The 25,398-nt window shown below is 70.5% G+C and carries 21 protein-coding genes and 3 tRNA genes; 7 read left to right on the plus strand and 17 right to left on the minus strand.

Going from position 1 to position 25,398, the window contains the following annotated elements; all coding sequences use genetic code 11:
• Window positions 1-278 precede the first annotated feature (278 nt).
• From ABT112_RS10185 to ABT112_RS10225, 9 genes are all read right to left on the minus strand, one after another.
• On the minus strand, window positions 279-4,178 hold the full coding sequence (locus ABT112_RS10185) for a DNA-directed RNA polymerase subunit beta' (protein ID WP_351507642.1): 3,900 nt from the start codon (window positions 4,176-4,178) through the stop codon (window positions 279-281).
• A gap of 127 nt (window positions 4,179-4,305) precedes the next feature.
• Window positions 4,306-7,788 carry a DNA-directed RNA polymerase subunit beta gene (rpoB, locus tag ABT112_RS10190; protein ID WP_351507644.1) on the minus strand — a complete coding sequence of 1,161 codons (3,483 nt, stop codon included), beginning with the start codon at window positions 7,786-7,788 and terminating at the stop codon, window positions 4,306-4,308.
• A 610-nt stretch (window positions 7,789-8,398) separates the two neighbouring features.
• Complete coding sequence (gene rplL / locus ABT112_RS10195) at window positions 8,399-8,785, minus strand: 50S ribosomal protein L7/L12 (protein WP_351507646.1); 387 nt, start codon at window positions 8,783-8,785, stop codon at window positions 8,399-8,401.
• A 111-nt stretch (window positions 8,786-8,896) separates the two neighbouring features.
• On the minus strand, window positions 8,897-9,457 hold the full coding sequence (gene rplJ, locus ABT112_RS10200; RefSeq protein WP_351507648.1) for a 50S ribosomal protein L10: 561 nt from the start codon (window positions 9,455-9,457) through the stop codon (window positions 8,897-8,899).
• 602 nt (window positions 9,458-10,059) lie between these two features.
• Window positions 10,060-10,782 carry a 50S ribosomal protein L1 gene (rplA, locus tag ABT112_RS10205; RefSeq protein ID WP_351507649.1) on the minus strand — a complete coding sequence of 241 codons (723 nt, stop codon included), beginning with the start codon at window positions 10,780-10,782 and terminating at the stop codon, window positions 10,060-10,062.
• Window positions 10,783-10,878: 96 nt separating this feature from the next.
• A complete protein-coding gene (rplK, locus tag ABT112_RS10210; protein WP_351507651.1) occupies window positions 10,879-11,313 on the minus strand; it encodes a 50S ribosomal protein L11 in 435 nt (144 codons plus the stop codon).
• 179 nt (window positions 11,314-11,492) lie between these two features.
• Window positions 11,493-12,392 carry a transcription termination/antitermination protein NusG gene (nusG, locus tag ABT112_RS10215; RefSeq protein ID WP_351507653.1) on the minus strand — a complete coding sequence of 300 codons (900 nt, stop codon included), beginning with the start codon at window positions 12,390-12,392 and terminating at the stop codon, window positions 11,493-11,495.
• Window positions 12,393-12,462: 70 nt separating this feature from the next.
• Window positions 12,463-12,759 carry a preprotein translocase subunit SecE gene (gene secE, locus ABT112_RS10220; protein ID WP_351507655.1) on the minus strand — a complete coding sequence of 99 codons (297 nt, stop codon included), beginning with the start codon at window positions 12,757-12,759 and terminating at the stop codon, window positions 12,463-12,465.
• A 121-nt stretch (window positions 12,760-12,880) separates the two neighbouring features.
• Window positions 12,881-12,953 (minus strand) — tRNA-Trp (locus ABT112_RS10225).
• Between the two features lie 206 nt (window positions 12,954-13,159).
• Here ABT112_RS10225 and ABT112_RS10230 point away from each other — a divergent pair.
• The gene (locus tag ABT112_RS10230) at window positions 13,160-14,398 is read left to right on the plus strand and encodes a pyridoxal phosphate-dependent aminotransferase (protein ID WP_351507657.1); all 1,239 of its coding nucleotides are present in this window, start codon (window positions 13,160-13,162) and stop codon (window positions 14,396-14,398) included.
• Between the two features lie 318 nt (window positions 14,399-14,716).
• The gene (locus ABT112_RS10235) at window positions 14,717-15,736 is read left to right on the plus strand and encodes an adenosine deaminase (protein ID WP_351507659.1); all 1,020 of its coding nucleotides are present in this window, start codon (window positions 14,717-14,719) and stop codon (window positions 15,734-15,736) included.
• A 392-nt stretch (window positions 15,737-16,128) separates the two neighbouring features.
• Here the strand turns inward: ABT112_RS10235 and ABT112_RS10240 are convergent, their stop codons facing one another.
• From ABT112_RS10240 to ABT112_RS10275, 8 genes are all read right to left on the minus strand, one after another.
• On the minus strand, window positions 16,129-17,184 hold the full coding sequence (locus ABT112_RS10240; RefSeq protein WP_351507661.1) for a UDP-N-acetylmuramate dehydrogenase: 1,056 nt from the start codon (window positions 17,182-17,184) through the stop codon (window positions 16,129-16,131).
• A gap of 351 nt (window positions 17,185-17,535) precedes the next feature.
• Window positions 17,536-18,972, minus strand: a complete 1,437-nt coding sequence (locus ABT112_RS10245; protein ID WP_351507664.1) for a DHA2 family efflux MFS transporter permease subunit — start codon at window positions 18,970-18,972, stop codon at window positions 17,536-17,538.
• A gap of 93 nt (window positions 18,973-19,065) precedes the next feature.
• Window positions 19,066-19,602, minus strand: coding sequence for a TetR/AcrR family transcriptional regulator (locus ABT112_RS10250; RefSeq protein WP_502975310.1), 537 nt, complete (start codon window positions 19,600-19,602; stop codon window positions 19,066-19,068).
• A gap of 162 nt (window positions 19,603-19,764) precedes the next feature.
• Entirely contained in the window at window positions 19,765-20,193 is a 429-nt protein-coding gene (locus ABT112_RS10255; RefSeq protein ID WP_351507667.1) for a MaoC family dehydratase, read from the minus strand.
• A complete protein-coding gene (locus ABT112_RS10260) occupies window positions 20,193-20,645 on the minus strand; it encodes an FAS1-like dehydratase domain-containing protein (RefSeq protein WP_351507669.1) in 453 nt (150 codons plus the stop codon). Before ABT112_RS10260 ends, ABT112_RS10255 begins: the two co-directional genes overlap by 1 nt.
• Before the next feature lie 235 nt (window positions 20,646-20,880).
• A complete protein-coding gene (gene rpmG / locus ABT112_RS10265; protein WP_003956487.1) occupies window positions 20,881-21,045 on the minus strand; it encodes a 50S ribosomal protein L33 in 165 nt (54 codons plus the stop codon).
• Between the two features lie 84 nt (window positions 21,046-21,129).
• A tRNA-Met gene (locus tag ABT112_RS10270) sits at window positions 21,130-21,202 on the minus strand.
• Window positions 21,203-21,248: 46 nt separating this feature from the next.
• Window positions 21,249-21,321, minus strand: a tRNA-Thr gene (locus tag ABT112_RS10275).
• A gap of 225 nt (window positions 21,322-21,546) precedes the next feature.
• Between ABT112_RS10275 and ABT112_RS10280 the strand changes: the two genes are divergently transcribed.
• The 5 genes from ABT112_RS10280 to ABT112_RS10300 all read left to right on the plus strand — a co-directional run bounded on the left by ABT112_RS10280 (window position 21,547) and on the right by ABT112_RS10300 (window position 25,198).
• Window positions 21,547-22,836 carry an amidohydrolase family protein gene (locus ABT112_RS10280; protein ID WP_351507671.1) on the plus strand — a complete coding sequence of 430 codons (1,290 nt, stop codon included), beginning with the start codon at window positions 21,547-21,549 and terminating at the stop codon, window positions 22,834-22,836.
• Window positions 22,837-22,995: 159 nt separating this feature from the next.
• Complete coding sequence (locus ABT112_RS10285) at window positions 22,996-23,658, plus strand: SDR family oxidoreductase (protein ID WP_351507673.1); 663 nt, start codon at window positions 22,996-22,998, stop codon at window positions 23,656-23,658.
• A 197-nt stretch (window positions 23,659-23,855) separates the two neighbouring features.
• Window positions 23,856-24,080 carry a hypothetical protein gene (locus ABT112_RS10290; RefSeq protein ID WP_351507675.1) on the plus strand — a complete coding sequence of 75 codons (225 nt, stop codon included), beginning with the start codon at window positions 23,856-23,858 and terminating at the stop codon, window positions 24,078-24,080.
• An 11-nt stretch (window positions 24,081-24,091) separates the two neighbouring features.
• Window positions 24,092-24,337 carry a hypothetical protein gene (locus ABT112_RS10295; protein WP_351507677.1) on the plus strand — a complete coding sequence of 82 codons (246 nt, stop codon included), beginning with the start codon at window positions 24,092-24,094 and terminating at the stop codon, window positions 24,335-24,337.
• Between the two features lie 207 nt (window positions 24,338-24,544).
• Window positions 24,545-25,198: a TMEM175 family protein gene (locus ABT112_RS10300; RefSeq protein ID WP_351507679.1), complete on the plus strand. Its 654-nt coding sequence runs from the start codon at window positions 24,545-24,547 to the stop codon at window positions 25,196-25,198.
• The last annotated feature ends 200 nt before the right edge of the window (window positions 25,199-25,398 follow it).

Below are 25,398 nucleotides of genomic sequence, written 5' to 3' on the forward strand. Positions count from 1 at the left end.
AGGCGGCGTTCTCGGTCACCGCGCCGTCGAGGTGGAGGTCGTAGAAGAGCGTCGCCCCGCAGTGGGCACCGGTGTCGGGCCGCCGGGCGTCGCCCCGAAACCACCACACACCCGCACCCAACAAACCAACGCCCGCCGAAACGAACCGCAAGCCCCCCAAGCGCGCACCGCACGGCGAAAACGCCCGGCGAAAACGCCGCGAGGCGGCCACCCCCTCCGGGGTGACCGCCTCGCGCAAACCGCCGCTGACGTGCTCCGACGTCAGAAGACGTCCGACATCAGCCGTTGTACGGCCCGTAGTCGTAGTCCTCCAGCGGAACCGCCTGACCGGAACCCGTGCCGAAGGGCGAGTAGTCGATGTCGTCGTAACCGACGGCCGAGTACATCGCAGCCTTCGCCTCCTCGGTCGGCTCGACCCGGATGTTGCGGTAGCGGGAGAGCCCCGTACCGGCCGGGATGAGCTTACCGATGATCACGTTCTCCTTGAGGCCGATCAGGGAGTCCGACTTGGCGTTGATCGCCGCGTCGGTGAGCACCCGGGTCGTCTCCTGGAAGGACGCCGCCGACAGCCACGACTCGGTCGCCAGCGAGGCCTTGGTGATACCCATCAGCTGCGGACGGCCGGAGGCCGGGTGGCCGCCTTCCGTGACCACACGACGGTTCTCACCCTCGAAGCGCGTACGCTCCACGAGCTCGCCCGGCAGCAGCTCCGCGTCGCCGGACTCGATGATCGTCACACGGCGCAGCATCTGCCGGATGATGATCTCGATGTGCTTGTCGTGGATCGACACACCCTGCGAGTTGTAGACCTTCTGGACCTCGCCGACCAGGTGGACCTGGACGGCGCGCTGGCCGAGGATCCGCAGCACGTCGTGCGGGTTGGTGGCACCCACGGTGAGCTTCTGGCCCACCTCGACGTGGTCGCCCTCGCCCACCAGCAGACGGGCCCGCTTCGAGATCGGGAACGCCGTCTCGTCGGAGCCGTCGTCCGGAGTGACGACGAGCTTCTTGGTCTTCTCGGTCTCCTCGATCCGGACGCGGCCGGCGGCCTCGGAGATCGGGGCGACACCCTTCGGCGTACGAGCCTCGAAGAGCTCGACGACACGGGGCAGACCCTGGGTGATGTCGTCACCCGCCACACCACCGGTGTGGAAGGTACGCATCGTCAGCTGGGTGCCGGGCTCACCGATGGACTGGGCCGCGATGATGCCGACGGCCTCACCGATGTCGACCAGCTTGCCGGTGGCCAGCGAACGGCCGTAGCAGAAGGCGCAGGTGCCGACCGCGGACTCACAGGTCAGGACCGAGCGGGTCTTGACCTCCTCGACACCGTGCCGGACGAGCTGGTCGATGAGGACATCGCCCAGGTCGACGTTGGCCGGAGCGATCACCTTGCCGTCGACGACGACGTCCTCGGCGAGCATCCGCGCGTACACGCTGGTCTCGACGTCGTCCGCCTTGCGGAGCACGCCGGCGGCGTCCTTCGCGGCGATCTTCAGCTTGAGACCGCGCTCGGTGCCGCAGTCCTCCTCGCGGATGATGACGTCCTGCGAGACGTCCACCAGACGACGGGTCAGGTAACCCGAGTCGGCGGTACGCAGCGCGGTGTCCGCGAGACCCTTACGGGCACCGTGGGTGGAGATGAAGTACTCCAGCACGGAGAGACCCTCACGGAACGACGCCTTAATGGGCCGCGGGATGGTCTCGTTCTTCGCGTTGGACACCAGACCACGCATACCCGCGATCTGACGCATCTGCATCATGTTTCCGCGCGCACCCGAGTCGACCATCATGAAGATGGGGTTCGTCTTCGGGAAGTTCTCGTTCATGGCCTCGGCAACCTCGTTGGTCGCCTTGGTCCAGATCGCGATGAGCTCCTGGGTGCGCTCGTCCTTGGTGATCAGGCCGCGCTCGTACTGCTTCTGGACCTTCTCGTCCTGGGCCTCGTAGCCCGCGACGATCTCCTTCTTGGCCTCCGGCACGACGATGTCGGAGACGGCGACGGTGACGCCGGAGCGGGTGGCCCAGTGGAAGCCGGCCGCCTTCAGGTTGTCGAGCGTCGCCGCCACGATGACCTTCGGGTAGCGCTCGGCGAGGTCGTTGACGATCTCGGAGAGCTGCTTCTTGCCCACCGAGTAGTCGACGAACGGGTAGTCCTCGGGCAGCAGCTCGTTGAAGAGCGCGCGGCCCAGGGTCGTCCGCAGCCGGAAGCTGTCACCCTGCTGCCACTCCGGCTCGCCCTCCTCCGGAACCGGCGGGGTCCAGCCACGCGGCGGGACGGTGCCGATCGGGAAGCGGATGTCGACCTTCGCCTGGAGCGAGAGCTCGCGGGCGTCGAAGGCCATGATCGCCTCGGCGGTGGAGCCGAAGGACCGGCCCTCGCCGATCACCGTGCGCTCCTCCTCGTCCGTGGTGAGGAAGAAGAGGCCCAGCACCATGTCCTGGGTCGGCATGGTGACCGGACGGCCGTCGGCCGGCTTGAGGATGTTGTTCGAGGACAGCATCAGGATGCGGGCCTCGGCCTGGGCCTCCGCGGACAGCGGCAGGTGCACGGCCATCTGGTCACCGTCGAAGTCCGCGTTGAACGCGGTGCAGACGAGCGGGTGAATCTGAATGGCCTTGCCCTCGACCAGCTGCGGCTCGAAGGCCTGGATGCCCAGACGGTGCAGCGTCGGCGCACGGTTCAGCAGCACCGGGTGCTCGGCGATGACCTCTTCGAGCACGTCGTACACGACCGTGCGGCCGCGCTCGACCATGCGCTTCGCCGACTTGATGTTCTGCGCGTGGTTGAGGTCCACCAGGCGCTTCATCACGAACGGCTTGAAGAGCTCCAGCGCCATGGCCTTCGGCAGACCGCACTGGTGCAGCTTGAGCTGCGGGCCGACGACGATGACCGAACGGGCCGAGTAGTCGACGCGCTTACCGAGCAGGTTCTGCCGGAAGCGGCCCTGCTTGCCCTTGAGCATGTCGGACAGCGACTTCAGCGGACGGTTGCCCGGGCCGGTGACCGGCCGGCCGCGGCGGCCGTTGTCGAACAGCGCGTCGACGGCCTCCTGCAGCATCCGCTTCTCGTTGTTCACGATGATCTCGGGGGCACCGAGGTCGAGAAGCCGCTTCAGACGGTTGTTCCGGTTGATCACACGGCGGTACAGGTCGTTCAGATCGGAGGTCGCGAAGCGGCCACCGTCCAGCTGCACCATCGGACGCAGGTCCGGCGGGATCACCGGGACGCAGTCCAGCACCATGCCCTTGGGGCTGTTGCTGGTCTGCAGGAAGGCGGAGACGACCTTGAGGCGCTTGAGCGCACGGGTCTTCTTCTGGCCCTTGCCGGTCCGGATGATCTCGCGGAGGCGCTCGGCCTCCTCGTCCAGGTCGAAGGTCTCCAGGCGCTTCTGCAGAGCGGCGGCGCCCATGGAGCCGTCGAAGTACGTGCCGAAGCGGTCCCGCAGCTCGCGGTAGAGCAGCTCGTCGCCCTCGAGGTCCTGGACCTTGAGGTTCTTGAAGCGGCTCCACACCTCGTCGAGACGGTCGATCTCGCGCTGGGCGCGGTCACGGAGCTGCTTCATCTCGCGCTCGGCGCCTTCGCGCACCTTGCGGCGGGCGTCGGCCTTGGCGCCCTCGGCCTCCAGCTCGGCCAGGTCGCCCTCGAGCTTCTTGGCACGGGACTCCAGGTCGGCGTCGCGGCGCTGCTCGATCTGCTGGCGCTCGACGGAGACGTGGGCCTCCAGCGAGGGCAGGTCGCGCGTGCGGCGCTCCTCGTCCACCCACGTGATCATGTAGGCGGCGAAGTAGATGACCTTCTCGAGGTCCTTCGGGGCGAGGTCGAGCAGGTAGCCCAGCCGCGACGGGACGCCCTTGAAGTACCAGATGTGGGTGACGGGAGCGGCGAGCTCGATGTGGCCCATCCGCTCACGACGCACCTTGGCGCGGGTGACCTCGACACCACAGCGCTCACAGATGATGCCCTTGAAGCGGACGCGCTTGTACTTGCCGCAGTAGCACTCCCAGTCCCGGGTCGGACCGAAGATCTTCTCGCAGAAGAGTCCGTCCTTCTCGGGCTTGAGGGTGCGGTAGTTGATGGTCTCCGGCTTCTTGACCTCACCGTGTGACCACTGACGGATGTCGTCAGCAGTGGCGAGGCCGATCCGCAGCTCGTCGAAGAAGTTGACGTCGAGCACTTGTCGTCAATCCCTCTTTCGGGGTCGAGTCTTCAATGGTCTGACTGGGGTCCGGCTGGGGGTCCCCCCAGTGCCACAGGGGCTCTGGGGAGGGCCGGGGCTCCTTGCGGGGCCCCGGCCAGACCCGTCAGACCTCTTCGACGCTGCTCGGCTCGCGCCGCGACAGGTCGATACCGAGCTCCTCCGCAGCGCGGAAGACGTCCTCGTCGGTGTCGCGCATCTCGATGGACATGCCGTCCGAGGACAGCACCTCCACGTTGAGGCACAGGGACTGCATCTCCTTGATGAGCACCTTGAAGGACTCGGGGATGCCGGGCTCAGGGATGTTCTCGCCCTTGACGATGGCCTCGTAGACCTTCACGCGGCCGGTGACGTCGTCGGACTTGATGGTCAGCAGCTCCTGGAGGGCGTACGCGGCGCCGTAAGCCTCCAGCGCCCACACCTCCATCTCACCGAAGCGCTGGCCACCGAACTGGGCCTTACCACCCAGCGGCTGCTGGGTGATCATCGAGTACGGACCGGTCGACCGGGCGTGCAGCTTGTCGTCGACCAGGTGGTGCAGCTTGAGGATGTACATGTACCCGACCGAGATCGGGTCCGGGAACGGCTCACCGGAGCGGCCGTCGAACAGGTTGGCCTTGCCCGAGGGCTGGACCATCCGCTCGCCGTCGCGGTTCGGGATCGTCGACTCGAAGAGACCGGCGATCTCGTCCTCGCGGGCGCCGTCGAAGACCGGGGTGGCGACGTTGGTGCCCGCGGCCACCTCGTCGGCGCCGATCCCCTGGAGGCGCCGCATCCAGTCCTCGCCGCCCTCGACCTTCCAGCCCTGGCTGGCGAGCCAGCCGAGGTGGATCTCCAGGACCTGTCCCGGGTTCATTCGGGACGGGACACCCAGCGGGTTGAGGATGATGTCGACCGGGGTGCCGTCCTCCAGGAACGGCATGTCCTCGACCGGGAGGATCTTGGAGATGACGCCCTTGTTGCCGTGACGGCCGGCGAGCTTGTCACCGTCGGTGATCTTGCGCTTCTGCGCCACGTAGACGCGGACCAGCTGGTTCACGCCCGGGGGCAGCTCGTCGCCCTCCTCGCGGTCGAAGACGCGGACGCCGATGACCTTGCCGGTCTCGCCGTGCGGCACCTTCAGCGAGGTGTCACGGACCTCACGGGCCTTCTCACCGAAGATCGCGCGGAGCAGGCGCTCCTCCGGGGTCAGCTCGGTCTCACCCTTCGGGGTGACCTTGCCGACCAGGATGTCGCCGGCGACGACCTCGGCACCGATCCGGATGATGCCGCGCTCGTCGAGGTCGGCGAGGACCTCCTCGGAGACGTTCGGGATGTCCCGGGTGATCTCCTCGGGGCCCAGCTTGGTGTCACGGGCGTCGACCTCGTGCTCCTCGATGTGGATCGAGGAGAGGACGTCGTCCTGGACGAGGCGCTGCGACAGGATGATCGCGTCCTCGTAGTTGTGGCCCTCCCACGGCATGAACGCGACGAGCAGGTTCTTGCCGAGCGCCATCTCGCCCTCGTCGGTGGACGGACCGTCGGCGAGGACCTGGCCCTCGATGACGCGCGCGCCCTCGTCGACGACGACCTTCTGGTTGAAGGAGGTGCCCTGGTTGGAGCGGGAGAACTTGGCGACGCGGTACGTGGTGTACGTGCCGTCGTCGTTGGCGACCGTGACGTAGTCCGCGGAGACCTCCTGGACCACACCCGGCTTCTCGGCCTTGATGACGTCACCGGCGTCGACCGCGCAGCGGTACTCCATGCCGGTGCCGACCAGCGGGGCCTCCGCCTTGATCAGCGGCACCGCCTGGCGCATCATGTTCGATCCCATGAGCGCACGGTTGGCGTCGTCGTGCTCGAGGAACGGAATCATGGCGGTCGCGACCGACACCATCTGGCGCGGCGAGACGTCCATGTAGTCGACCTCGTCGCCCGGGATGTAGTCGACCTCGCCGCCACGGCGGCGGACCAGGACCCGGTTCTCGGCGAAGTGCAGGTCGTCCGTCAGCGGGGCGTTCGCCTGCGCGATGACGAAGCGGTCCTCCTCGTCGGCGGTCAGGTAGTCGACGTCGTCGGTGACCTGGCCGTTCGTGACCTTGCGGTACGGGGTCTCGACGAAGCCGAACGCGTTGACCCGGCCGTAGGAGGCGAGCGAGCCGATCAGACCGATGTTCGGGCCTTCGGGCGTCTCGATCGGGCACATGCGGCCGTAGTGCGACGGGTGCACGTCACGGACCTCGAAGCCCGCCCGCTCACGGCTCAGACCGCCCGGACCCAGCGCCGACAGCCGGCGCTTGTGGGTCAGACCCGAGAGCGGGTTGGTCTGGTCCATGAACTGGGACAGCTGGCTGGTGCCGAAGAACTCCTTGATGGAGGCGACGACCGGCCGGATGTTGATCAGGGTCTGCGGCGTGATCGCCTCGACGTCCTGGGTGGTCATCCGCTCGCGGACGACGCGCTCCATCCGGGCCAGACCGGTGCGGACCTGGTTCTGGATGAGCTCGCCGACGTTGCGCAGACGACGGTTGCCGAAGTGGTCGATGTCGTCGGTCTCGACAACGATGGAGTTGCCGTTCTCGCCGATCGTCTCGGTCTCGCCCGCGTGCAGCTTGACCAGGTACTTGATCGTCGCGATGACGTCGTCCGTGGTCAGGACACCGGCGTCGAGCGGCTCGTCCCCGCCGAGCTTCTTGTTCACCTTGTAGCGGCCGACCTTGGCGAGGTCGTAGCGCTTCGGGTTGAAGTAGAGGTTCTCCAGCAGGGTCTGCGCGGCCTCGCGCGTCGGCGGCTCGCCCGGACGCAGCTTGCGGTAGATGTCGAGCAGCGCGTCGTCCTGGCCCTGGGTGTGGTCCTTCTCCAGGGTGGCGCGCATCGACTCGTACTGGCCGAACTCCTCGAGGATCTGCTCGGTGGTCCAGCCGAGCGCCTTGAGCAGCACGGTGACGGACTGCTTGCGCTTGCGGTCGATGCGGACACCGACCATGTCGCGCTTGTCGATCTCGAGCTCCAGCCAGGCACCCCGGGAGGGGATGACCTTGGCCGAGAAGATGTCCTTGTCGGACGTCTTGTCGATGGAGCTGTCGAAGTACACACCCGGCGAGCGGACGAGCTGCGACACGACGACACGCTCGGTGCCGTTGATGCAGAAGGTGCCCTTGGGGGTCATGAGCGGGAAGTCGCCCATGAAGACCGTCTGGGACTTGATCTCGCCGGTCTCGTTGTTGGTGAACTCGGCGGTGACGAAGAGCGGCGCGGCGTAGGTGAAGTCGCGCTCCTTGCACTCGTCGATGGAGTTCTTCGGCGGCTCGAAGCGGTGGTCGCGGAAGGTCAGCGACATCGACCCGGAGAAGTCCTCGATCGGGGAGATCTCTTCGAAGATCTCCTCCAGACCGGACTTGGTGGGGACGTCCTGTCCACTGTCCAGGGCCGACTCGACACGAGCCTTCCATGCGGCATTGCCGAGCAGCCAGTCGAAGCTCTCGGTTTGCAGCGCAAGGAGGTTCGGAACCTCGAGGGGCTCCTTGATCTTCGCAAAGGAGATGCGCAGCGGTGCGGTGCTGGCGCCGTTGTTCGTATTGGCAGTCGAGGCGTTGCGCGAGGCGGCCAAGAGGGGGTCCTTCCGAGGGCTCGGACTCACTACGCGCGTACCGGTCCAGTCCGCACACACCGAGAGAAATCCCAGTTCAGGGATCTTCATCCAGTAGTGCTCGAACGTGGGCGTGCCCCTGGTGACGGGCAGGGAGCAGCTAACAGGCAGCGCAAAGGGTCAGTGTAGCCACTTGGCCCACTGATGTCCAGAGCGGATTTCCGGAGACCGGCAGTGCCAATCTCTCCCTCCGGTGAGAGGTCTCCCCCTCGCTGTTCTTCAATCTTCGGCAAGCCACGCGCTGGAAGCGCAACTCGTTACTTCCCTCTTCGTCTTCGATCCATGCCTCGGATCCTGGATCGCGGAAGACGCGTCCCGAGAATTGCGCGCCGCGTGCCGTTCGTCAAGGCCCCCCGCCCTCCGGGGACCACCCGGGAGCCCGCAGGCCGGACAACGAAGATCACCATACCTGGCGTCGCGCGACGAGCAAGGGAACCGCAGCGGGAACGACCGAGAGCGACCACCCCGATGGGTGATCGCTCTCGGTTCAGCAGGGTTTCACCGGGACGGGGACACCGCGCGGCGGCGCCCCCGGTCGACCGGAACCCCAGGGGTCACAGGACCCCGAAGGTCACTTGACCTCGACGGCCGCGCCGGCGCCCTTGAGGGACTCGGCAGCCTTCTCGGCGGCCTCCTTGCTGACCTTCTCGAGGACCGGCTTCGGGGTGCCGTCGACGAGGTCCTTGGCCTCCTTCAGACCCAGGGAGGTCAGCTCACGCACGACCTTGATGACCTGGATCTTCTTGTCGCCGGCGCCGGTGAGGATGACGTCGAACTCGTCCTGCTCCTCGACGGCCTCGGCGGCCGGGGCGCCCGCGCCACCGGCGGCGGCGATGGCGACCGGGGCGGCAGCCTCGACGTCGAACTTCTCCTCGAAGGCCTTCACGAACTCGGAGAGCTCGATGAGGGTCATCTCGCTGAACTGCGCGAGCAGCTCGTCCTGGGTGAGCTTCGCCATGGTGGCGGTCCTTCCACTAATTCGGCTGGTGCCGGATGTACAGCTTCGTTGTGGCGGGCGTCTGCCTGACGGCAGGTCGTATACGGGCCCGCTCCGACCGGACGCGGAGTGTTACTCCGACGCCTCGGCCTCGGCGGGAGCCGGCGTACCGGCACCGCCCTGCTCGACCTTGCCGCGAAGGGCGTCCGCGGTGCGGACGAACTTCGAGAGCGGGGCCTGGAAGGTCGCCGCGGCCTTGGCCATGGACGCCTTCATGCCACCGGCAAGCTTGGCGAGCAGCACCTCGCGGGACTCGAGGTCCGCGAGCTTCTTGATCTCATCGGCGGACAGCGCCTTGCCGTCAAGGACACCGCCCTTGATGATGAGGTTGGGGTTTTCCTTGGAGAAGTCACGGAGACCCTTCGCCGACTCCACCGGGTCACCGGTGACGAAGGCGACAGCCGTCGGACCCGCGAACAGGTCATCGAGCTGGTTGATCCCGGCCTCGTTGGCCGCAATCTTGGTCAGCGTGTTCTTCACCACGGCGTACTGGGCGTTCTCACCGAGCGAACGGCGCAGCTGCTTGAGCTGAGCCACGGTGAGACCGCGGTACTCGGTCAGCACGGCGGCGTTCGAGCTGCGGAACTTGTCCGTCAGCTCGGCAACCGCGGCGGACTTGTCGGGCCTCGCCATGAGCCTCGGCCTCCTTCCGGGTGATGATCCTCGACTGACCTTCCGATCAGCCGTGACACGTCTCTTCGCTCCGTCTGTGCTCTGTGCAAAGCATTCGGAAGCAAAGCAGCCGGGACCGCCCTCGTGGGCACACTGGGCTCCACCACCCCGGGCTCGGCGACGAGCCGTCGGAAGAGAAGCAACGGAAGGGGCTGCACAAAACGAAACGCCCCGGTGCAGGCGCACGGGGCGTGACTCGACCATACGAACCCGAAGGTCGCATGGGAGTTCCATCCTCATTCACCTGCACGGGCCGTCCGCGAGAAGCGGATCCTTCGGCTGCCGCATGCCCTGGGGCACCCGGCAACGACCAGCGGTCTTTGGCTACCGGAGTAGCTTACGCGGACCGGTCGCCGCCAGGCAAATCGACCTCCGGCGGGGTGCTCCCGGGCCGTACCGGCGCCCTGCGCCACCGCACCGCACCGGACAACCAGCTGCCCCGGCCGCCACGCCGCACCGGCCGCCACGCCCCGGCCGCCACGCAAAAGGCCGGGCCCCGCGCCTCGTGCAGAGGTGCGGGGCCCGGCCCGACGCAGACGCGCCGCAGCGGTCGGATCCGAGGATCAGACGGCGGCGGGGTCCTCCTCGGTGAGGAGGTTGCGGGTGCGGTTGGCGTCCAGCGGGATGCCGGGGCCCATCGTGGTGGTCAGCGCCGCCTTCTTGATGTAGCGGCCCTTCGCGGCGGACGGCTTCAGACGGAGGATCTCCTCCAGCGCGGCGCCGTAGTTCTCCACCAGCTTGGCCTCGTCGAAAGAGACCTTGCCGATGATGAAGTGAAGGTTCGAGTGCTTGTCGACGCGGAACTCGATCTTGCCGCCCTTGATCTCGGTCACGGCCTTGGCCACGTCCGGGGTCACGGTGCCGGTCTTCGGGTTCGGCATCAGGCCACGGGGACCGAGCACGCGGCCGAGGCGGCCGACCTTGCCCATGAGGTCCGGGGTGGCGACGACGGAGTCGAAGTCCAGACGGCCCTTCGACACCTCGTCGATGAGCTCGTCGGCACCGACGATGTCGGCGCCCGCGGCACGCGCGGCCTCGGCACGGTCACCGGTCGCGAAGACCAGGACCCGGGCGGTCTTACCGGTGCCGTGCGGAAGGTTCACGGTGCCGCGGACCATCTGGTCGGCCTTGCGCGGGTCAACGCCCAGACGGAAGGCGACCTCGACGGTGGCGTCGAACTTCGTCGCGGTGGTCTCCTTGGCGAGACGGACGGCCTCGAGCGGGGCGTACAGGCGCTCCGCGTCGACCTTGGCGTCCGCAGCGCGGAGAGTCTTGCTGCGCTTCACTGCTGCTCCTCAGGGGTGTGGAGTCGTGGTACGGGCCGGCGCATGGCCCTGCCACGGGGTGTGCCGGGCGGTGTCACCGCTCGGCAGGGGTGGCTGTCAGCCCTCGACCGTGATGCCCATGGAACGGGCGGTGCCGGAGATGATCTTCTCGGCGGCGTCCAGGTCGTTGGCGTTCAGGTCGGGCATCTTGGTGGTGGCGATCTCGCGGACCTGGTCGCGGGTGATCTTCGCGACCTTGGTCTTGTGCGGCTCGCCGGAGCCCTTCTCCACGCCCGCGGCCTTGAGGATCAGCTTCGCGGCCGGCGGGGTCTTGGTGATGAAGGTGAAGGAGCGGTCCTCGTAGACCGTGATCTCCACCGGCACGACCATGCCACGCTGCGACTCGGTCGCGGCGTTGTAGGCCTTGCAGAACTCCATGATGTTGACGCCGTGCTGACCCAGCGCGGGGCCGACCGGCGGAGCCGGGTTGGCGGCACCGGCCTGGATCTGGAGCTTGATCAGCCCCGTGACCTTCTTCTTCTTGGGAGGCATGCTCTCTCCGGGTCCTAGTGAGAGGTGTTTCGCCTCCGGACCGGTTCATCCGGTTGGAGGCATACCGCACAACGATAACGGGTATGGCCGTGCGTCCAAAAACCGAGAGGTCAGACCGGCTTCGGAAGCCGGTCTGACCTGGTCGGCAGCTGGTGTGCCCGCGGACGGTGGTCCGGGGGTCAGTTCTTCTGGATCTGGTCGAAGCTCAGCTCGACCGGGGTCTCGCGGCCGAAGATCTCGACGAGGCCCTTGACCTTCTTGGAGTCGGCGTTGATCTCGTTGATCGTCGCCTGCAGGGTCGCGAACGGGCCGTCGGTGACGGTGACCGAGTCGCCGACCTCGAAGTCCAGCACCTGGACCTCGACCTTGCGGCTCGGCGCCGGGGCACCGGCCTCCTCGGCGGCCTTCTTCGCGGCGGCCTCCTCGGCCTCCGGGGCCAGCATCTTGACGATCTCGTCCAGCGTCAGCGGGTACGGGTCGTAGGCGTTGCCCACGAAGCCGGTGACGCCCGGGGTGTTCCGGACGACGCCCCACGACTCGTTCGTCAGGTCCATGCGCACCAGCACGTAGCCGGGGAGCTTGTTCTGGCGGACGGTGCGGCGGTCGCCGTTCTTGATCTGGACGACCTCTTCCTGCGGCACCTCGGCCTGGAAGATGTAGTCCTCGACGTTGAGCGAGACGGCGCGCTGCTCCAGGTTGGTCTTCACCCGGTTCTCGTAGCCCGCGTAGGTGTGGATCACGTACCACTCGCCGGGCAGGGTGCGCAGCTCGTCGCGGAGCGCCTGGATCGGGTCGACCGGGGCCTCGGCGCCGACGGCGGCCTCGTCCTCGGCGGTCTCGGCGACGGCGGTGGCGTCGTCCTCGAGGTGGAGCGCGGCCTCCTCGGCGGGCTCGCCCGCGGCGGCGTCGGCTGCCTCGGCGAGGTCGACCTCGTCGGCGCCTTCGATGATGTCGAGCGCGTCGTCGTCGAGCCGTTCCTCATCGACCGTGCCGGCCGCGTCCACGGCCGCCTCGGCCGTCGCCGCAGCCTCTTCGCCCTCGACGGGCTCGACGGCGTCGTTCAGGTTCGGGTCAGACACGGTGGCTGCTTCTTCCTGGCTTCAAGGGGTGGAACAGGCGGAGGGACACCTCGCGGGTCCGCCCGCGGGATCATCCGAAGACGTACTTGACGGCCGCGGAGAATCCATAGTCAATCACGGTCACAAGGCCGATCATGATGACAACGAAGACAATGACGACCGTGGTGTACGTCGTCAGCTGGCTGCGCGTCGGCCACACGACCTTGCGCAGCTCGGCGACGATCTGGCGGTAGAAGAGCGCGAGCCGGGCCATGGGGCCCTTCTTACCGCGCTTGCCGCCTCGACGCCGCTTCGCCGCCGGAAGTTCGTCCTCGTCTTCGGGACGACCGCTTTCAGGCGTCGCGGTGGAGCCAGGGGCTGCCGTCACTCGTCCTCACCTGAATCCCGGGTCGTGGCCGTGCCGCGCCCGGTGGAGCCGCACGGCGATGCAATTCGTTACGTACATGCGTTACGTACATGCGCACACATCCTGGCGAAGGTGTGTGTAGCAGGGCCGGAGGGACTTGAACCCCCAACCGCTGGTTTTGGAGACCAGTGCTCTACCAATTGAGCTACGACCCTTTGTTGTGTTCCCCCAACCTACCGCATCCGCCCGGGTGCACGGAGTGCGCGGGGAGCAGCGGCCGGTGAGGGCCAACGACCAGTGAGTGTACGTGTTCCCGCGCTGGGCGTCGAACAGGTGGCACCCCGCCCCGGCCCGGCACCCCGGGGCGAGCCCGGCGCAAACCCCCGTTCCGGGTCTCCCGGTGGTCTGCGACGATGCAGGTATGAGCGCTGCTACTCCTCCCGCACAGTCCCCGCGCGACCGACGGGTCTCGGCCCGTATCGGCGCGATCTCCGAGTCCGCAACTCTCGCCGTGGACGCCAAGGCCAAGGCCCTCAAGGCCGCCGGGCGTCCCGTCATCGGCTTCGGTGCCGGTGAGCCCGACTTCCCGACGCCGGACTACATCGTCGAGGCGGCGGTCGAAGCGGCCCGCGACCCGAAGTACCACCGCTACACCCCGGCCGGCGGTCTCCCCGAGCTGAAGGCCGCGATCGTCGAGAAGACCCGCCGCGACTCCGGCTACGCGATCGAGGCGTCGCAGGTGCTGGTCACCAACGGTGGCAAGCAGGCGATCTACGAGGCCTTCGCGACGATCCTCGACCCGGGTGACGAGGTCATCGTGCCCGCGCCGTACTGGACCACCTACCCGGAGTCGATCCGGCTCGCGGGCGGTGTGCCGGTCGACGTCGTGGCCGACGAGACGACCGGTTACCGGGTCTCCGTGGAGCAGCTGGAGGCGGCCCGCACGGAGCGCACGAAGGTGGTGCTCTTCGTCTCGCCGTCCAACCCGACCGGTGCCGTCTACTCGCGCGCCCAGGTCGAGGAGATCGGCCGCTGGGCCGCCGAGCACGGCCTGTGGGTGATGACCGACGAGATCTACGAGCACCTGGTCTACGGCGAAGCGGAGTTCTCCTCGCTGCCGGTCGTCGTGCCGGAGCTGCAGGACAAGTGCATCGTGGTCAACGGCGTCGCCAAGACGTACGCCATGACCGGCTGGCGCGTGGGGTGGCTCATCGCCCCGAAGGACGTGGTCAAGGCCGCGACCAACCTCCAGTCGCACGCCACCTCCAACGTGTCGAACGTCGCCCAGGCCGCCGCGCTCGCCGCGATCTCCGGTGACCTGGAGGCCGTGAAGACGATGGGTGAGGCGTTCGACCGCCGGCGCCGGACCGTCGTGCGGATGCTGAACGAGATCGACGGCGTGGAGTGCCCGGAGCCGGAGGGCGCGTTCTACGTCTACCCGTCGGTCAAGGGTCTGCTCGGCCGGGAGATCCGCGGCAAGCGCCCGCAGAGCAGCGTGGAGCTGGCCGAGATCATCCTGGAGGAGGCCGAGGTCGCGGTCGTGCCGGGCGAGGCATTCGGCACCCCGGGCTACCTGCGGCTGTCCTACGCCCTGGGCGACGAGGACCTGGTCGAGGGTGTCTCGCGGGTCCAGAAGCTGCTGGGCGAGGCGCGGGCGTAACGCCGCCCACCGCGCTTTCCGATGCGGGCTCCCGGCTCCGGCCGGGAGCCCGCATCGCGTTTCCCGGCCGCGCCTTACCGGCCACTGGGGTCGGCCGCGGGTGCGCGCCGGGACTGCGGTGCGCGCCGGGACCGCGGGGCGCGGCCCCGGCGTCGCTGCCCCTGATCGTCGCGGCCCGCCGTCGCTCCCCCGGATCGTCGCTGTGCCGGATCGTCGCTGCGCCTGATCTCGCGGCCCCGGATCGAACGTGCCTGTGGGCAACCCCTCGATCGGGCAATGCCCTACCCGCCGGGCCGACGGATGCGGCAGGATCCTGGGATGGAGAGCGTTCGTGATGTCCGTCAGCTGCCGAAGGCCCATCTGCACCTGCACTTCACCGGGTCGATGCGGTCCAGCACCCTGCTGGAGCTCGCCGACAGGTACGGCGTCCACCTCCCGGAGGCGCTGAGCGGCGGCGAGCCGCCGACGCTCCGGGCCACCGACGAGCGGGGCTGGTTCCGCTTCCAGCGGCTGTACGACATCGCCCGGTCCTGCCTCAGGACGGCCGAGGACATCCAGCGGCTGGTCCGTGAGGCGGCCGAGGAGGACGCCCGGGACGGGTCCGGCTGGCTGGAGATCCAGGTCGATCCCACCTCGTACGCGCCGCGGCTGGGCGGGCTGATCCCGACCATGGAGGTCATCCTCGACGCGGTGGAGTCCGCCTCGAGGGACACCGGCGTCGGGATACGGGTTCTCGTCGCGGCGAACCGTATGAAGCACCCGCTGGACGCCCGCACCCTGGCGCGGCTCGCGGTGCGGTACGCGGACCGCGGGGTCGTCGGGTTCGGCCTCTCCAACGACGAACGCCGGGGTTTCGCCCGGGACTTCGACCGGGCCTTCTCGATCGCGCGGGAGGGCGGGCTGCTGGCCGCCCCGCACGGCGGCGAGCTGTCCGGTCCGGCGAGTGTCCGGGACTGCCTCGACGACCTGGGCGCGGGGCGGATCGGGCACGGGGTGCGGGCCGCGGAGGACCCGCGGCTGCTGCGCAAGCTCGCCGACCGCGGGGTGACCTGCGAGGTCTGCCCCTCCTCGAACGTGGCGCTGGGTGTCTACGAGAAGCCGGAGGACGTACCGCTGCGGACGCTGTTCGAGGCCGGGGTGCCGATGGCGCTGGGCGCGGACGACCCGCTGCTGTTCGGGAGCCGGCTGGCCGCGCAGTACGAGCTGGCCCGGGAGCACCACGGCTTCACCGACGCCGAACTGGCCGAGCTGGCCCGGCAGTCGGTGCGCGGATCGGCCGCACCGGCGGAGGCGAAGGCGAAGCTGCTGGCGGGGGTCGACGGCTGGCTCGCCGGCTGACACCCCGCGTAGCGAGGTGAGGCCTGGCTCGTCGGCTGAGCGTGCCTGGGCAGGGTGACGCCGGGCTCGTCGGCTGACGCCTCCGGGGCGGGGTGGGCCGGTCGGCTGAGCGTGTCCGGGGCGGGGTGGACGCATGGCTCGCCGGCTGAGCACGCCCAGGGGCGGACTCCCGGCTGTGGGCCGCGTCCCCCGTGTGGGGCACGGGCCCACGGCGACGGTGGCCGGGCAGGGCCTGGGCAGCACGGGGTCCGGCCGGGGGCCGGACCGGGCCGGGCCGTGGCGCCGCGGCTGCCCGGCCGGAGTCGCCGAGCGGCAGTCCGGCGTCCCGCACAGGGGACGCAGCCCTGGCGCGGACAGCCCGGGGACGGCCCGGGGCCCGGCCCGGCACGGTTCTACAGGCTGACGCCGACCGTCACCGGCTCGTTGACCAGCGTGACGCCGAAGGCGGCGTGCACCCCGTCGCGGACCTCACGGGCGAGGGCCAGCAGGTCCTCGGTGGTCGCGTTGCCGCGGTTGGTCAGCGCCAGGGTGTGCTTGGTGGAGATCCGCGCCGGACCGCTGCCGTAGCCCTTGGTGAAGCCCGCCTTGTCGATGAGCCAGGCGGCGGAGGTCTTGGTCAGGCCGTCCCCCGCGGGGTAGGCCGGCGGCGCCGCGTCCGGGCCGAGGCGGTCGGCGACCCGGGCGACGAACGCCGCGTGCTGCTCGGCCGTGAGGATCGGGTTGGTGAAGAAGGACCCCGCGGACCAGGTGTCGTGGTCCTCCGGGTCCAGCACCATGCCCTTGCCCGCGCGCAGCTTCAGCACGGCTTCGCGGGCCCGGGCCGCGGGGACGCGGTCGCCGGGGCCGACGCCGAGCGTGCGGGCCAGCTCGGCGTACTTGACCGGGGCCGAAGCCCCGTCGGCGTCCTCCAGCGCGAAGCGGACCCGGAGGACGACGAAGCGCTCGGGGTCCGCTTTGAAGCGGCTGTGCCGGTAGGAGAAGGCGCACTCCGCGTTCGGGAGGGTCACCGTCTCGCCGGTCCTGCGGTCGAAGGCCACCACCTCGGTGATCACCGAGGAGACCTCCTGGCCGTAGGCGCCGACGTTCTGGATCGGCGTCGCACCGGCGGATCCGGGGATGCCGGCGAGACACTCGACGCCGGCGAGGCCCGCTTCCACGGTGCGTGCGACGGCATCGGACCAGTTCTCGCCGGCGGCCAGCTCGAGACGGCTGCCGTCGAGGGAGAAACCGCTGGTGGCGATGCGCAGCGCGGTGCCCTCGAAGCCCTTGTCGCCGATGACGAGGTTGCTGCCGCCGCCGACGATCAGCAGCGGGGTGCCGGTGGCGTCGGCGTCGCGGACGGCGGCGATGACCTCGTCGTCCGTGGTGGCGGTGACGAGGCGGGCGGCGGGGCCGCCCAGCCGGAACGTGGTCAGGGGGGCGAGGGGCGCGTCATGGAGTTCCTGCACGGGCTCAAGGGTAAGGGGAGGGCCGGCCGGGGCCGGGGCGGTGGGGCGGAGTAGGGGCGCGGGGCCCGCCGGGGGCGGACGACGGCGCTTGGACGTGGGCGACGGCAGCGGGTTCGAGCGGAGTGCGTGCTGACCTTGCGCGGGCCCCGGACCCGGCCCCAGGTCCGGGGCCGGGTCCGGTTCCGGGTCCGGCTCCGGGTCCGGTTCCGGGTCCGGCTCCGGGTCCGGCTCCGGTCATTGCCCCGGGGCCGGGCGAGCCAGGACCCGCCGGCCGGGGCCGGGGCCGGCGCCGACCACCGATGCCCGGCTCACCCAGGCATCGGCTGCGGCTCCGGCACCGGCCCCGGCACGTCAGACGGCGACCGGCTCCTCGCTCGTCTCCCCCGCCGCCGCGGGGGACGGCTCAGGGGTGCCGCGCCGCACGGGAATCAGCAGGGCCGCCGCGGCGGCGACGGCCACGGCCGCGGCACCGGTCCACAGGGCCGGGGTCAGGCCGTCGGTGAACCGCTGGGCGGACGCGTAGCCGCCCTGGGCCGAGAAGACCGCGGCCAGGACCGCGACGCCGAGGGCGCCGCCCAGTTCGCGGAAGGCGTTGTTCGCGCCGGAGGCGATGCCCTGCTCGGCCGGCCGGACGCTCGCCATGACCACGTTGGCGGCGGGCGCGAAGTACAGGGCCATGCCGACACCGCTGATGATCAGGGCGGGGAGCTGCGCGGCGTAGGAGACGCCGGGTTCGATGACGACGGCGAACAGGGCGAGGCCGAGCGCCTGCAGGCCGAGCCCGGCGGCGACCACCGGCCGGCCGCCGACACGGTCCGAGAGGTACCCGGCGAGCGGCGCGACGAGCATCGGCATGCCCGTCCAGGGCAGCATCCGCAGCCCCGCCTCGGTCGGCGAATACCCCGCGACCCCCTGGAGGAACTGGCTGAGCAGGAAGATCGATCCGAACATGCCCAGGAACATCAGCAGGCTCGCGGCGTTGACGGCGGAGAAGGCCCGGCTCCGGAAGAGCCGCATGGGGAGCATGGGGTGCGCGGCGCGGAGTTGGTGGGCGACGAAGGCGACCAGGAGCGCACCGCCCGCGAGCAGCCCGGTGAGGACCGTCCCGCTGGTCCAGCCGTCGGCGTTCCCCCTGACCAGCGCGTAGACGATGCCGAAGAGACCGGTGCCGGCCAGCGCCGTGCCGACGGGGTCGAGCCGGGCACCCGGCCGACGGCTCTCCAGGAGCCGCAGCCGGGCCAGGGGCAGCAGGGCCACGCCGATCGGCACGTTCAGCCAGAAGATCCACTGCCAGGACAGGTGCTCGGTGAGGGAGCCGCCGATGAGCGGACCGGAGGCGACCGCGAGACCGTTGACGGCGCCCCAGATCCCGTACGCCATCCCGCGGCGCTCGGCGGGGACCGTGTCCGCCAGCAGGGTCAGTGTCAGCGGCATCATGATCGCGGCGCCGACACCCTGGACGGCGCGGGCGGCGATCAGGCCGTCGATGCCGGGGGCCAGGGCGGCACCGGCCGAGGCCGCCGTGAAGACGGCCAGACCCACGCCGAAGAGCCGCCGGCGGCCGAACCGGTCGCCGAGGGCCGCGCCGGACATCAGGAGGACGGCGAAGGTGAGGGTGTAGGCGCTCACCGTCCATTCGAGGTCGTCCAGCGCCCCGCCGAGATCCTCCCGGATGGCCGGCAGGGCGGTGGTGACGACGAGGTTGTCGAGCGCCGCCATGAAACCGGCGGCGCTGGTGATGATCAGCGCCCAGACCGTCCGGCCGCGCTGTCCTGCCGGATCCTTCATTGCCGCACCTCCGTCTATTAGTTATTGATCACTAACTTTCGAGACCGGACGACCGCGCCGCCCCGGGCAACGCCGGGCGGACGGACCCGGAGGTCACTCCGGCGGGAGCTGCATCCCGGACCAGACCCGGTGGTCCGGGGAGAAGCCCAGCGCCACCAGAACGTTGATCAGCATGCCGTAGGCGAAGAACCCCGCGGTCTCGGCGCTGTCGCCGCCGAGGGCGAGGTGCGCCTGGTCCCAGAGTTCGAGCCAGGCCGCCCGGATCCCGGCCCCGAATTCGTGGTCACCCGCCGCCTCCGCCGCGGCCACCGCGACGTACAGCTGCAGCTGCATCAGCAGCATGTCGGGGTCGTGGACGAGGCGGCGGTAGGCCGCCCCCATCGCGTCGTGCGCACTGAGCCCCGGCTCCTCGCGGACGGCCGCGGTGAAGGCCCGGCGGGTCTCCGCCACACAGCGGTCCGCCGCCGCCAGGAAGATGGCCTGCTTGTTCGGGAAGAGCCGGAAGAGATACGGCTGCGAGACGCCGACCCGGCGGGCGATGGTCTCCGTGGAGGTGCCGTGGTAGCCGCCGCGGGCGAACTCCGCCATCGCGGCGCGGACGATGCTCTCCCGCCGCTCCTCGGCGCTCATCCTCATACTTCCCTTGGCCATGAGAACAAGTTAGTGACCAATCACTAACCTGGCAACCCGACGCGCCGCCCCGGGAGCTGCCGCTCGGGCCGGGCCGGACGCGCGGTGCCTGCCCGGCCCGGACGGCAGCCCCCTCGGTACTGCGGGGCGACGCCGAACGGCTCAGGCCAGGCGGACCAGGGCGCGGGACATGCCCAGCACCTTCTGCCCGGCGCTCATCGCGGTGAGGTCCACCCGCACCGTACGGTCGTCCAGCTTGGCGGCGACCTTGGCGCCGACCTCGATGGACGCTCCCTCGCCGTCGTTGGGCACCACGACGGGCTTGGTGAAGCGCACCCCGTACTCGACGACCGCCCCGGGGTCCCCGGCCCAGTCGGTGACCACGCGGATCGCCTCCGCCATCGTGAACATGCCGTGCGCGATGACGTCGGGGAGCCCCACCTCCTTGGCGAACGTCTCGTTCCAGTGGATCGGGTTGAAGTCCCCGGAGGCACCGGCGTAGCGGACGAGGGTGTCGCGGGTCACCGGGAAGGTCTGCGCGGGCAGTTCGGTGCCGACCTCGACGTCGTCGTAGGAGATCGTCGCGGTCATCAGGCCTCCTCGGCGGCGCGGGCCACCAGCTTGGTGTAGGCGGTCACCACGTGCTCGCCGCTGTCGTCGTGGACGTCGCCGCGGACCGACAGCACGTCGTTCCCGGCGAGGGATTTGATCGACTCGATCGACGAGGTGACCGAGAGCCGGTCCCCTGCGCGGACGGGGCGCGTGTGGACGAACTTCTGGTCGCCGTGGACGACGCGGCTGTAGTCGAGCCCGAGCGCCGGGTCCTCGATGACCTGGAAGGCCGCCTTGAAGGTGACCGAGAAGACGAACGTCGGCGGAGCGATCACATCGGGGTGACCGAGCTCCTTGGCGGCGTCCGGATCGGTGTACACGGGGTTGGCGTCCCCGATGGCCTCCGCGAACTCGCGGATCTTCTCCCGGCCGACCTCGTACGGCCGGGTGGGCGGGTAGCTCCGCCCGACGAAGGACTGGTCGAGCGCCATCTGGTCTCCCTGATGTGCGGTGGTGCGGCCCGACCGGGCCGCGCGGAGAAGGGTGGTGGCCGGAACCGCCACGGCGGGCCTCCCGCCGGCAGCGGGGGCGGGCCGAACCGCCCGGCCACCGTCACACCCGGGGACCACTGCTCCTGCCGGGCGACCGCCGGGCCGTCGGCACGGCCGCCGACCAACGACGCGAGGCCGCCCCCGGCTCGGGGACGGCCTCGTGTGCGAGCCGGTGCTATCGCGTCTCGCGGTGCGCGGTGTGCGAGTTGCAGCGCGGGCAGTGCTTCTTCATCTCAAGACGGTCCGGGTTGTTACGCCGGTTCTTCTTGGTGATGTAGTTCCGCTCCTTGCACTCCACGCAGGCCAGCGTGATCTTCGGGCGGACGTCGGTGGCAGCCACGTGAGTGCTCCTTGCCGGACGGATGGATGAACGCAGAGAAGAGTAGCCGATCGGAGGACCGAACCCACAATCGGCTACTGTCAGTAGCGGTGACCGGACTTGAACCGGTGACACAGCGATTATGAGCCGCTTGCTCTACCGACTGAGCTACACCGCTTTGATGCATGCGCGCCCCGCCCGAAGGCGGGTCACTCGCACATCAGAGCCCCAATACGGAATCGAACCGTAGACCTTCTCCTTACCATGGAGACGCTCTGCCGACTGAGCTATTGGGGCGAGCGATGAAGACATTACACGGTCGGCCGCCGAAGGTGAAATCCGTATCGGCCGCCCACAGACCGCTCCTGGCCACCACACCGGTACGACTATTGGGCTCCTCCGCGATGCCGCACCGGCGGCGCTCTAGGCTCGTCCCGCGCTGCGTGATCTTGGCGGCGCCGGGCCCCCGCCGGTGTCTTCCGGAGGACGGCCCCGGGCCCCCGAACAACGGCAGGGAGCGCGATGTCCGAAAGCCACCCGCAGCACCCCCCGAGACGTGACGGCGCGGCGCCGGACCCCGTCACGCTGCTGCTGTGCGGCGCCGGACTGGCGGACGGCCGGACGGTGGACGTCCGGCTGAGCGGCGGGCGCATCGAGGCCGTCGGCACGGCCGGGAGCCTCGAACGCGCGGGCGGCTGCGCCGGGAACGGCGCGCGGGTCGACCTGCACGGCTACCTGCTCCTCCCGGCGCCCGCCGAACCGCACGCGCACAGCGACACGGCGCTCACCGCCACCGCGGAGGGGCCCGTCCCGTACACCCCCGAGGACGTCCAGCGGCGCACCACGGAAGCCGCGTTGCTGCAGCTGGGGCACGGTGCGACGGCCCTGCGCTCGCACGTCCGGATCGGCGACGTGCAGGGGCTGAACTCGCTGGAGGCCGTGCTCCAGGCCGGGCGGGCGCTGCGCGGTCTGACCGATCTGAGCACCGTCGCGGTGCCGCGGCTCCTCACCGGCGTGGCCGGCGCGGACGGGCTGGCGATGCTGCGGGACGCGGTGAAGATGGGCGCGTCCGCGGTCGGCGGCTGTCCGGACCTCGACCCGGACCCGACGGGCTATGTGGAGGCCGTCCTGGAGGTCGCCGCGGAGCACGGCTGCCCCGTCGACCTGCACACGGAGGCGGACGACCCCGCCCGGCTCGCCCGGCTCGCGGCGATGGCGGGCGGGCTGCGGCCGGGCGTCACGGTGGGCCCGTGCGCGGGCCTGGACCGGCTTCCCCCGGAGACGGCCCGGCGGGCGGCGGACCAGCTGGCGGCGGCCGGCATCACGGTCGTCTGCCTGCCGCAGGGCGGCTGCGGGCCGATGACCGGCCGCACGGGCACGGCCCCGGTGCGGCTGCTGCGGGCGGCGGGCGTACGGGTCGCGGCGGGCAGCGGGGCGCTGCGGGACGTGGCGAACCCGGTGGGGCGCGGCGACCCCCTGGAGGCCGCGTATCTCCTGGTCACACAAGGCGGTGAACAGCCCGAGGCGGCGTACGGCGCGATCAGCGGCCGGGCGCGGGCGGCGATGGGGCTGCCGGAGGTACGGGTGGAGGCGGGCTTCCCCGCGGAGCTGCTCGCGGTGCGCGGCGCCGGTCTGGCCGGCGTGCTGTCGCTGGCGTACAGCCGGGTCGTGGTGCACCGGGGCCGGGTCGTCGCCCGGACCAGCGCGGTGCGGGAGTACTGCGACTCGGCGGCCGTGGCGGGGCTCGACCTGCCACGGCAGTCCCAGGGGGGCTCCTGGTGTCACGGGTCCAACGGGAGCAACGGGTCCTGAGGGGCGGGGCGGAACGGCCCCGAACGGCGACGGGCCCGAACGGCGGGCGCCGGGAGGCGGTTCGCACGGCCTCCCGCGGGGCACGAGCCGCGCGCACATGGCCCACGGGCCGCAAGTGGCGGACGGCGTACGGCCGGTGCGCGGCGTACGGTCGGAGCCATGCGCATTGTCATTGCTGGAGGGCACGGTCAGATCGCGCTGCGGCTGGAGCGGCTGCTCGCTGCGCGCGGGGACGACGTATCAGGCATCATCCGCAAGCCGGAGCAGGCCGAGGACCTGCGGGCGGCGGGCGCCGAACCGGTCGTGTGCGACCTCGAGTCCGCCTCGGCCGACCAGGTCGCGGCCCATCTGGAAGGGGCGGACGCGGCGGTCTTCGCCGCGGGCGCCGGGCCGGGCAGCGGCACGGAACGGAAGACGACCGTGGACCAGGGCGCGGCCCAGCTCTTCGCGGACGCCGCGGAGCGGGCCGGGGTCCGGCGGTTCCTCGTCGTCTCGTCCATGGGCGCGGACCGGGAGCCGTCGCCGGAGACCGATCCGGTCTTCGCCGCCTATCTGCGGGCCAAGGGCGCCGCGGACTCCTATGTGCGGCAGAAGAGCGGCCTGGACTGGACGATTCTGCGCCCCGGCGCCCTGACCGACGACCCCGGCCAGGGCATGGTGCGGCTCGCCGAGCACACCGGGCGGGACGCGATCTCCCGGGACGACGTGGCCCAGGTCCTCGCAGCCCTGCTGCTGGAGCCGGGCACGGCGGGGCTCGTGCTGGAGCTGATCGGTGGGGCGATGCGGGTGGAGGAGGCCGTCCGGGCCGTCGCCCGGCGCTGACGCGATACGTCGGCCTCCGCTCCGGGCCTTGGTCCCCTGCTCGGCCTCGCTCCGGGGGCTGTTCCGCTGGGCGGCTTCCACCGGGCGGTCGCCGTCGCCGGTGCCTCGCCGCCTGTTCATCACCGGGTGAGCCGCCGATCAGCGGGCCGGGCCGCTGCCGGGATGCGTCCCGCGGCGGCCCGCAGCACGCTGGGGGCATGGACGGAGAGCAGGGCCCGCCCGTGGTCGTGCACCCGTGGCTCGACGGCGCGCGCCGCGTGACGATCCGCGGCGAGTCCGTCGGCAAGGCGCACTCGCTCGGGGACGTCGTCGAGTTCCTCCGCGTGGCGGGGCTCGACGAGGACACCGTCCGGGTCGACGACCCGCGCCTCATCGACTGGCGCGGCGGTGGCCCCGCGGACTGGCCCGACGAGCAGAACTAGCAGGTGCCGCCATGGAAGCACCCATCACCAGGCACGAGCGCACCGTGCTCCGGGCGATCGCCGAGTTCCTCGACACCAAGCCGCCGGTCTGCCCGCTGGAGCGGGATCTCGTCGGGGCCACGGGGCTGGCCGAGGAGGACGTGACCGAGGCCCTGCGGTCGCTGGAGCGGCTCGACTACATCGTCGTCGGGCAGCCCGCGCTGGGCGGCCGCGGCGAGGTCACCCATCTCACGCGGTCCGGCCAGCACCACCTGTGAGCCGGTCGGCAGCACCTCTGAGGCGGTCGGCAGCACCTCCGAGGCGGTCGGCAGCACGAACGCCGAAGGGGTTCCCGGCGGCCGGGGCGGCTGGTCCTGTGGTGGCCCCGTCCGCGGCCACGCACGGCTGGAGCGGGCCGGACCCGGTCGGGATGCCACCGGCGCGCATCGGCCGGGCCCGCGTACCGCGCGCCTAACGTCTCCACCGTGGATCACGCATCCGCTGCCGCGGCAGCACCGGGGACATCCGGGGGTTCCGAGCGCCTGACGGCCCTCTCGGACGGCGTCTTCGCCATCGCCATGACGCTGCTGGTCCTCGATGTGTCGGTGCCTCCGGGGCTGGGGCCGGCCGGCTTCCACGAGGCCCTCCACCAGAACGTGCCGAACCTCCTGGCGTACGTCCTGAGCTTCGCCGTGATCTCGCAGTTCTGGTGGGACCACCGGCGGATCCTGGCCACCCTCCCCACCACGGACTTCGGAGTCACCTGCCTGACCCTGACAGGGCTCGGCCTGATCGCGCTCATGCCGTTCCCGACGTCCCTGCTGGCCGAGTACGGCGGGGAGCCGCTGGCCGTCGCCGTCTACTCGGGTGGTGTGGCGGTCACGAACCTGGCTCATGTCGCGCTGCTGCTCGTCTCCCACCGGCTGCAGCGCCGCGGCGGACTCCCCGTCAACCGCAAGGCCCAGCGCCTGGACGTCGCCGACCTCGCCTCGACCGTGGTGATCTTCGGCGTGGCCGCGCCGCTGGCCTTCGTCTCCCCCGGGCTCGCGAAGCTGGTGTGGATCCTGCTGGTCCCGGCGAAGATGCTGATCGGCCGCAGCCAGCGCCGCGCGGTGCGGGCGGGCCACGGCGCCGCCTGACGGGCGAGCCGGGGGCTCCGGAACGATGGCCGCGCGCCCTTCCCCGCTGTCCACGCTCCGCCCCGGAGCCGAACCGGCGCTTCCGGGCTTCGGCCTCCCGGTTCGGCCCTGTTCGGCTGCATACGGCGACGTTCGGCGGCAAGGTCCCCGTTCGGCTGTATACGGCAACGAAAGACCGGCTACTCTCTGCACTCTCCCAG

It is taken from the genome of Streptomyces sp. NPDC002055, from assembly GCF_040296705.1.
In the GTDB taxonomy this organism is placed as follows: Bacteria; Actinomycetota; Actinomycetes; order Streptomycetales; family Streptomycetaceae; genus Streptomyces.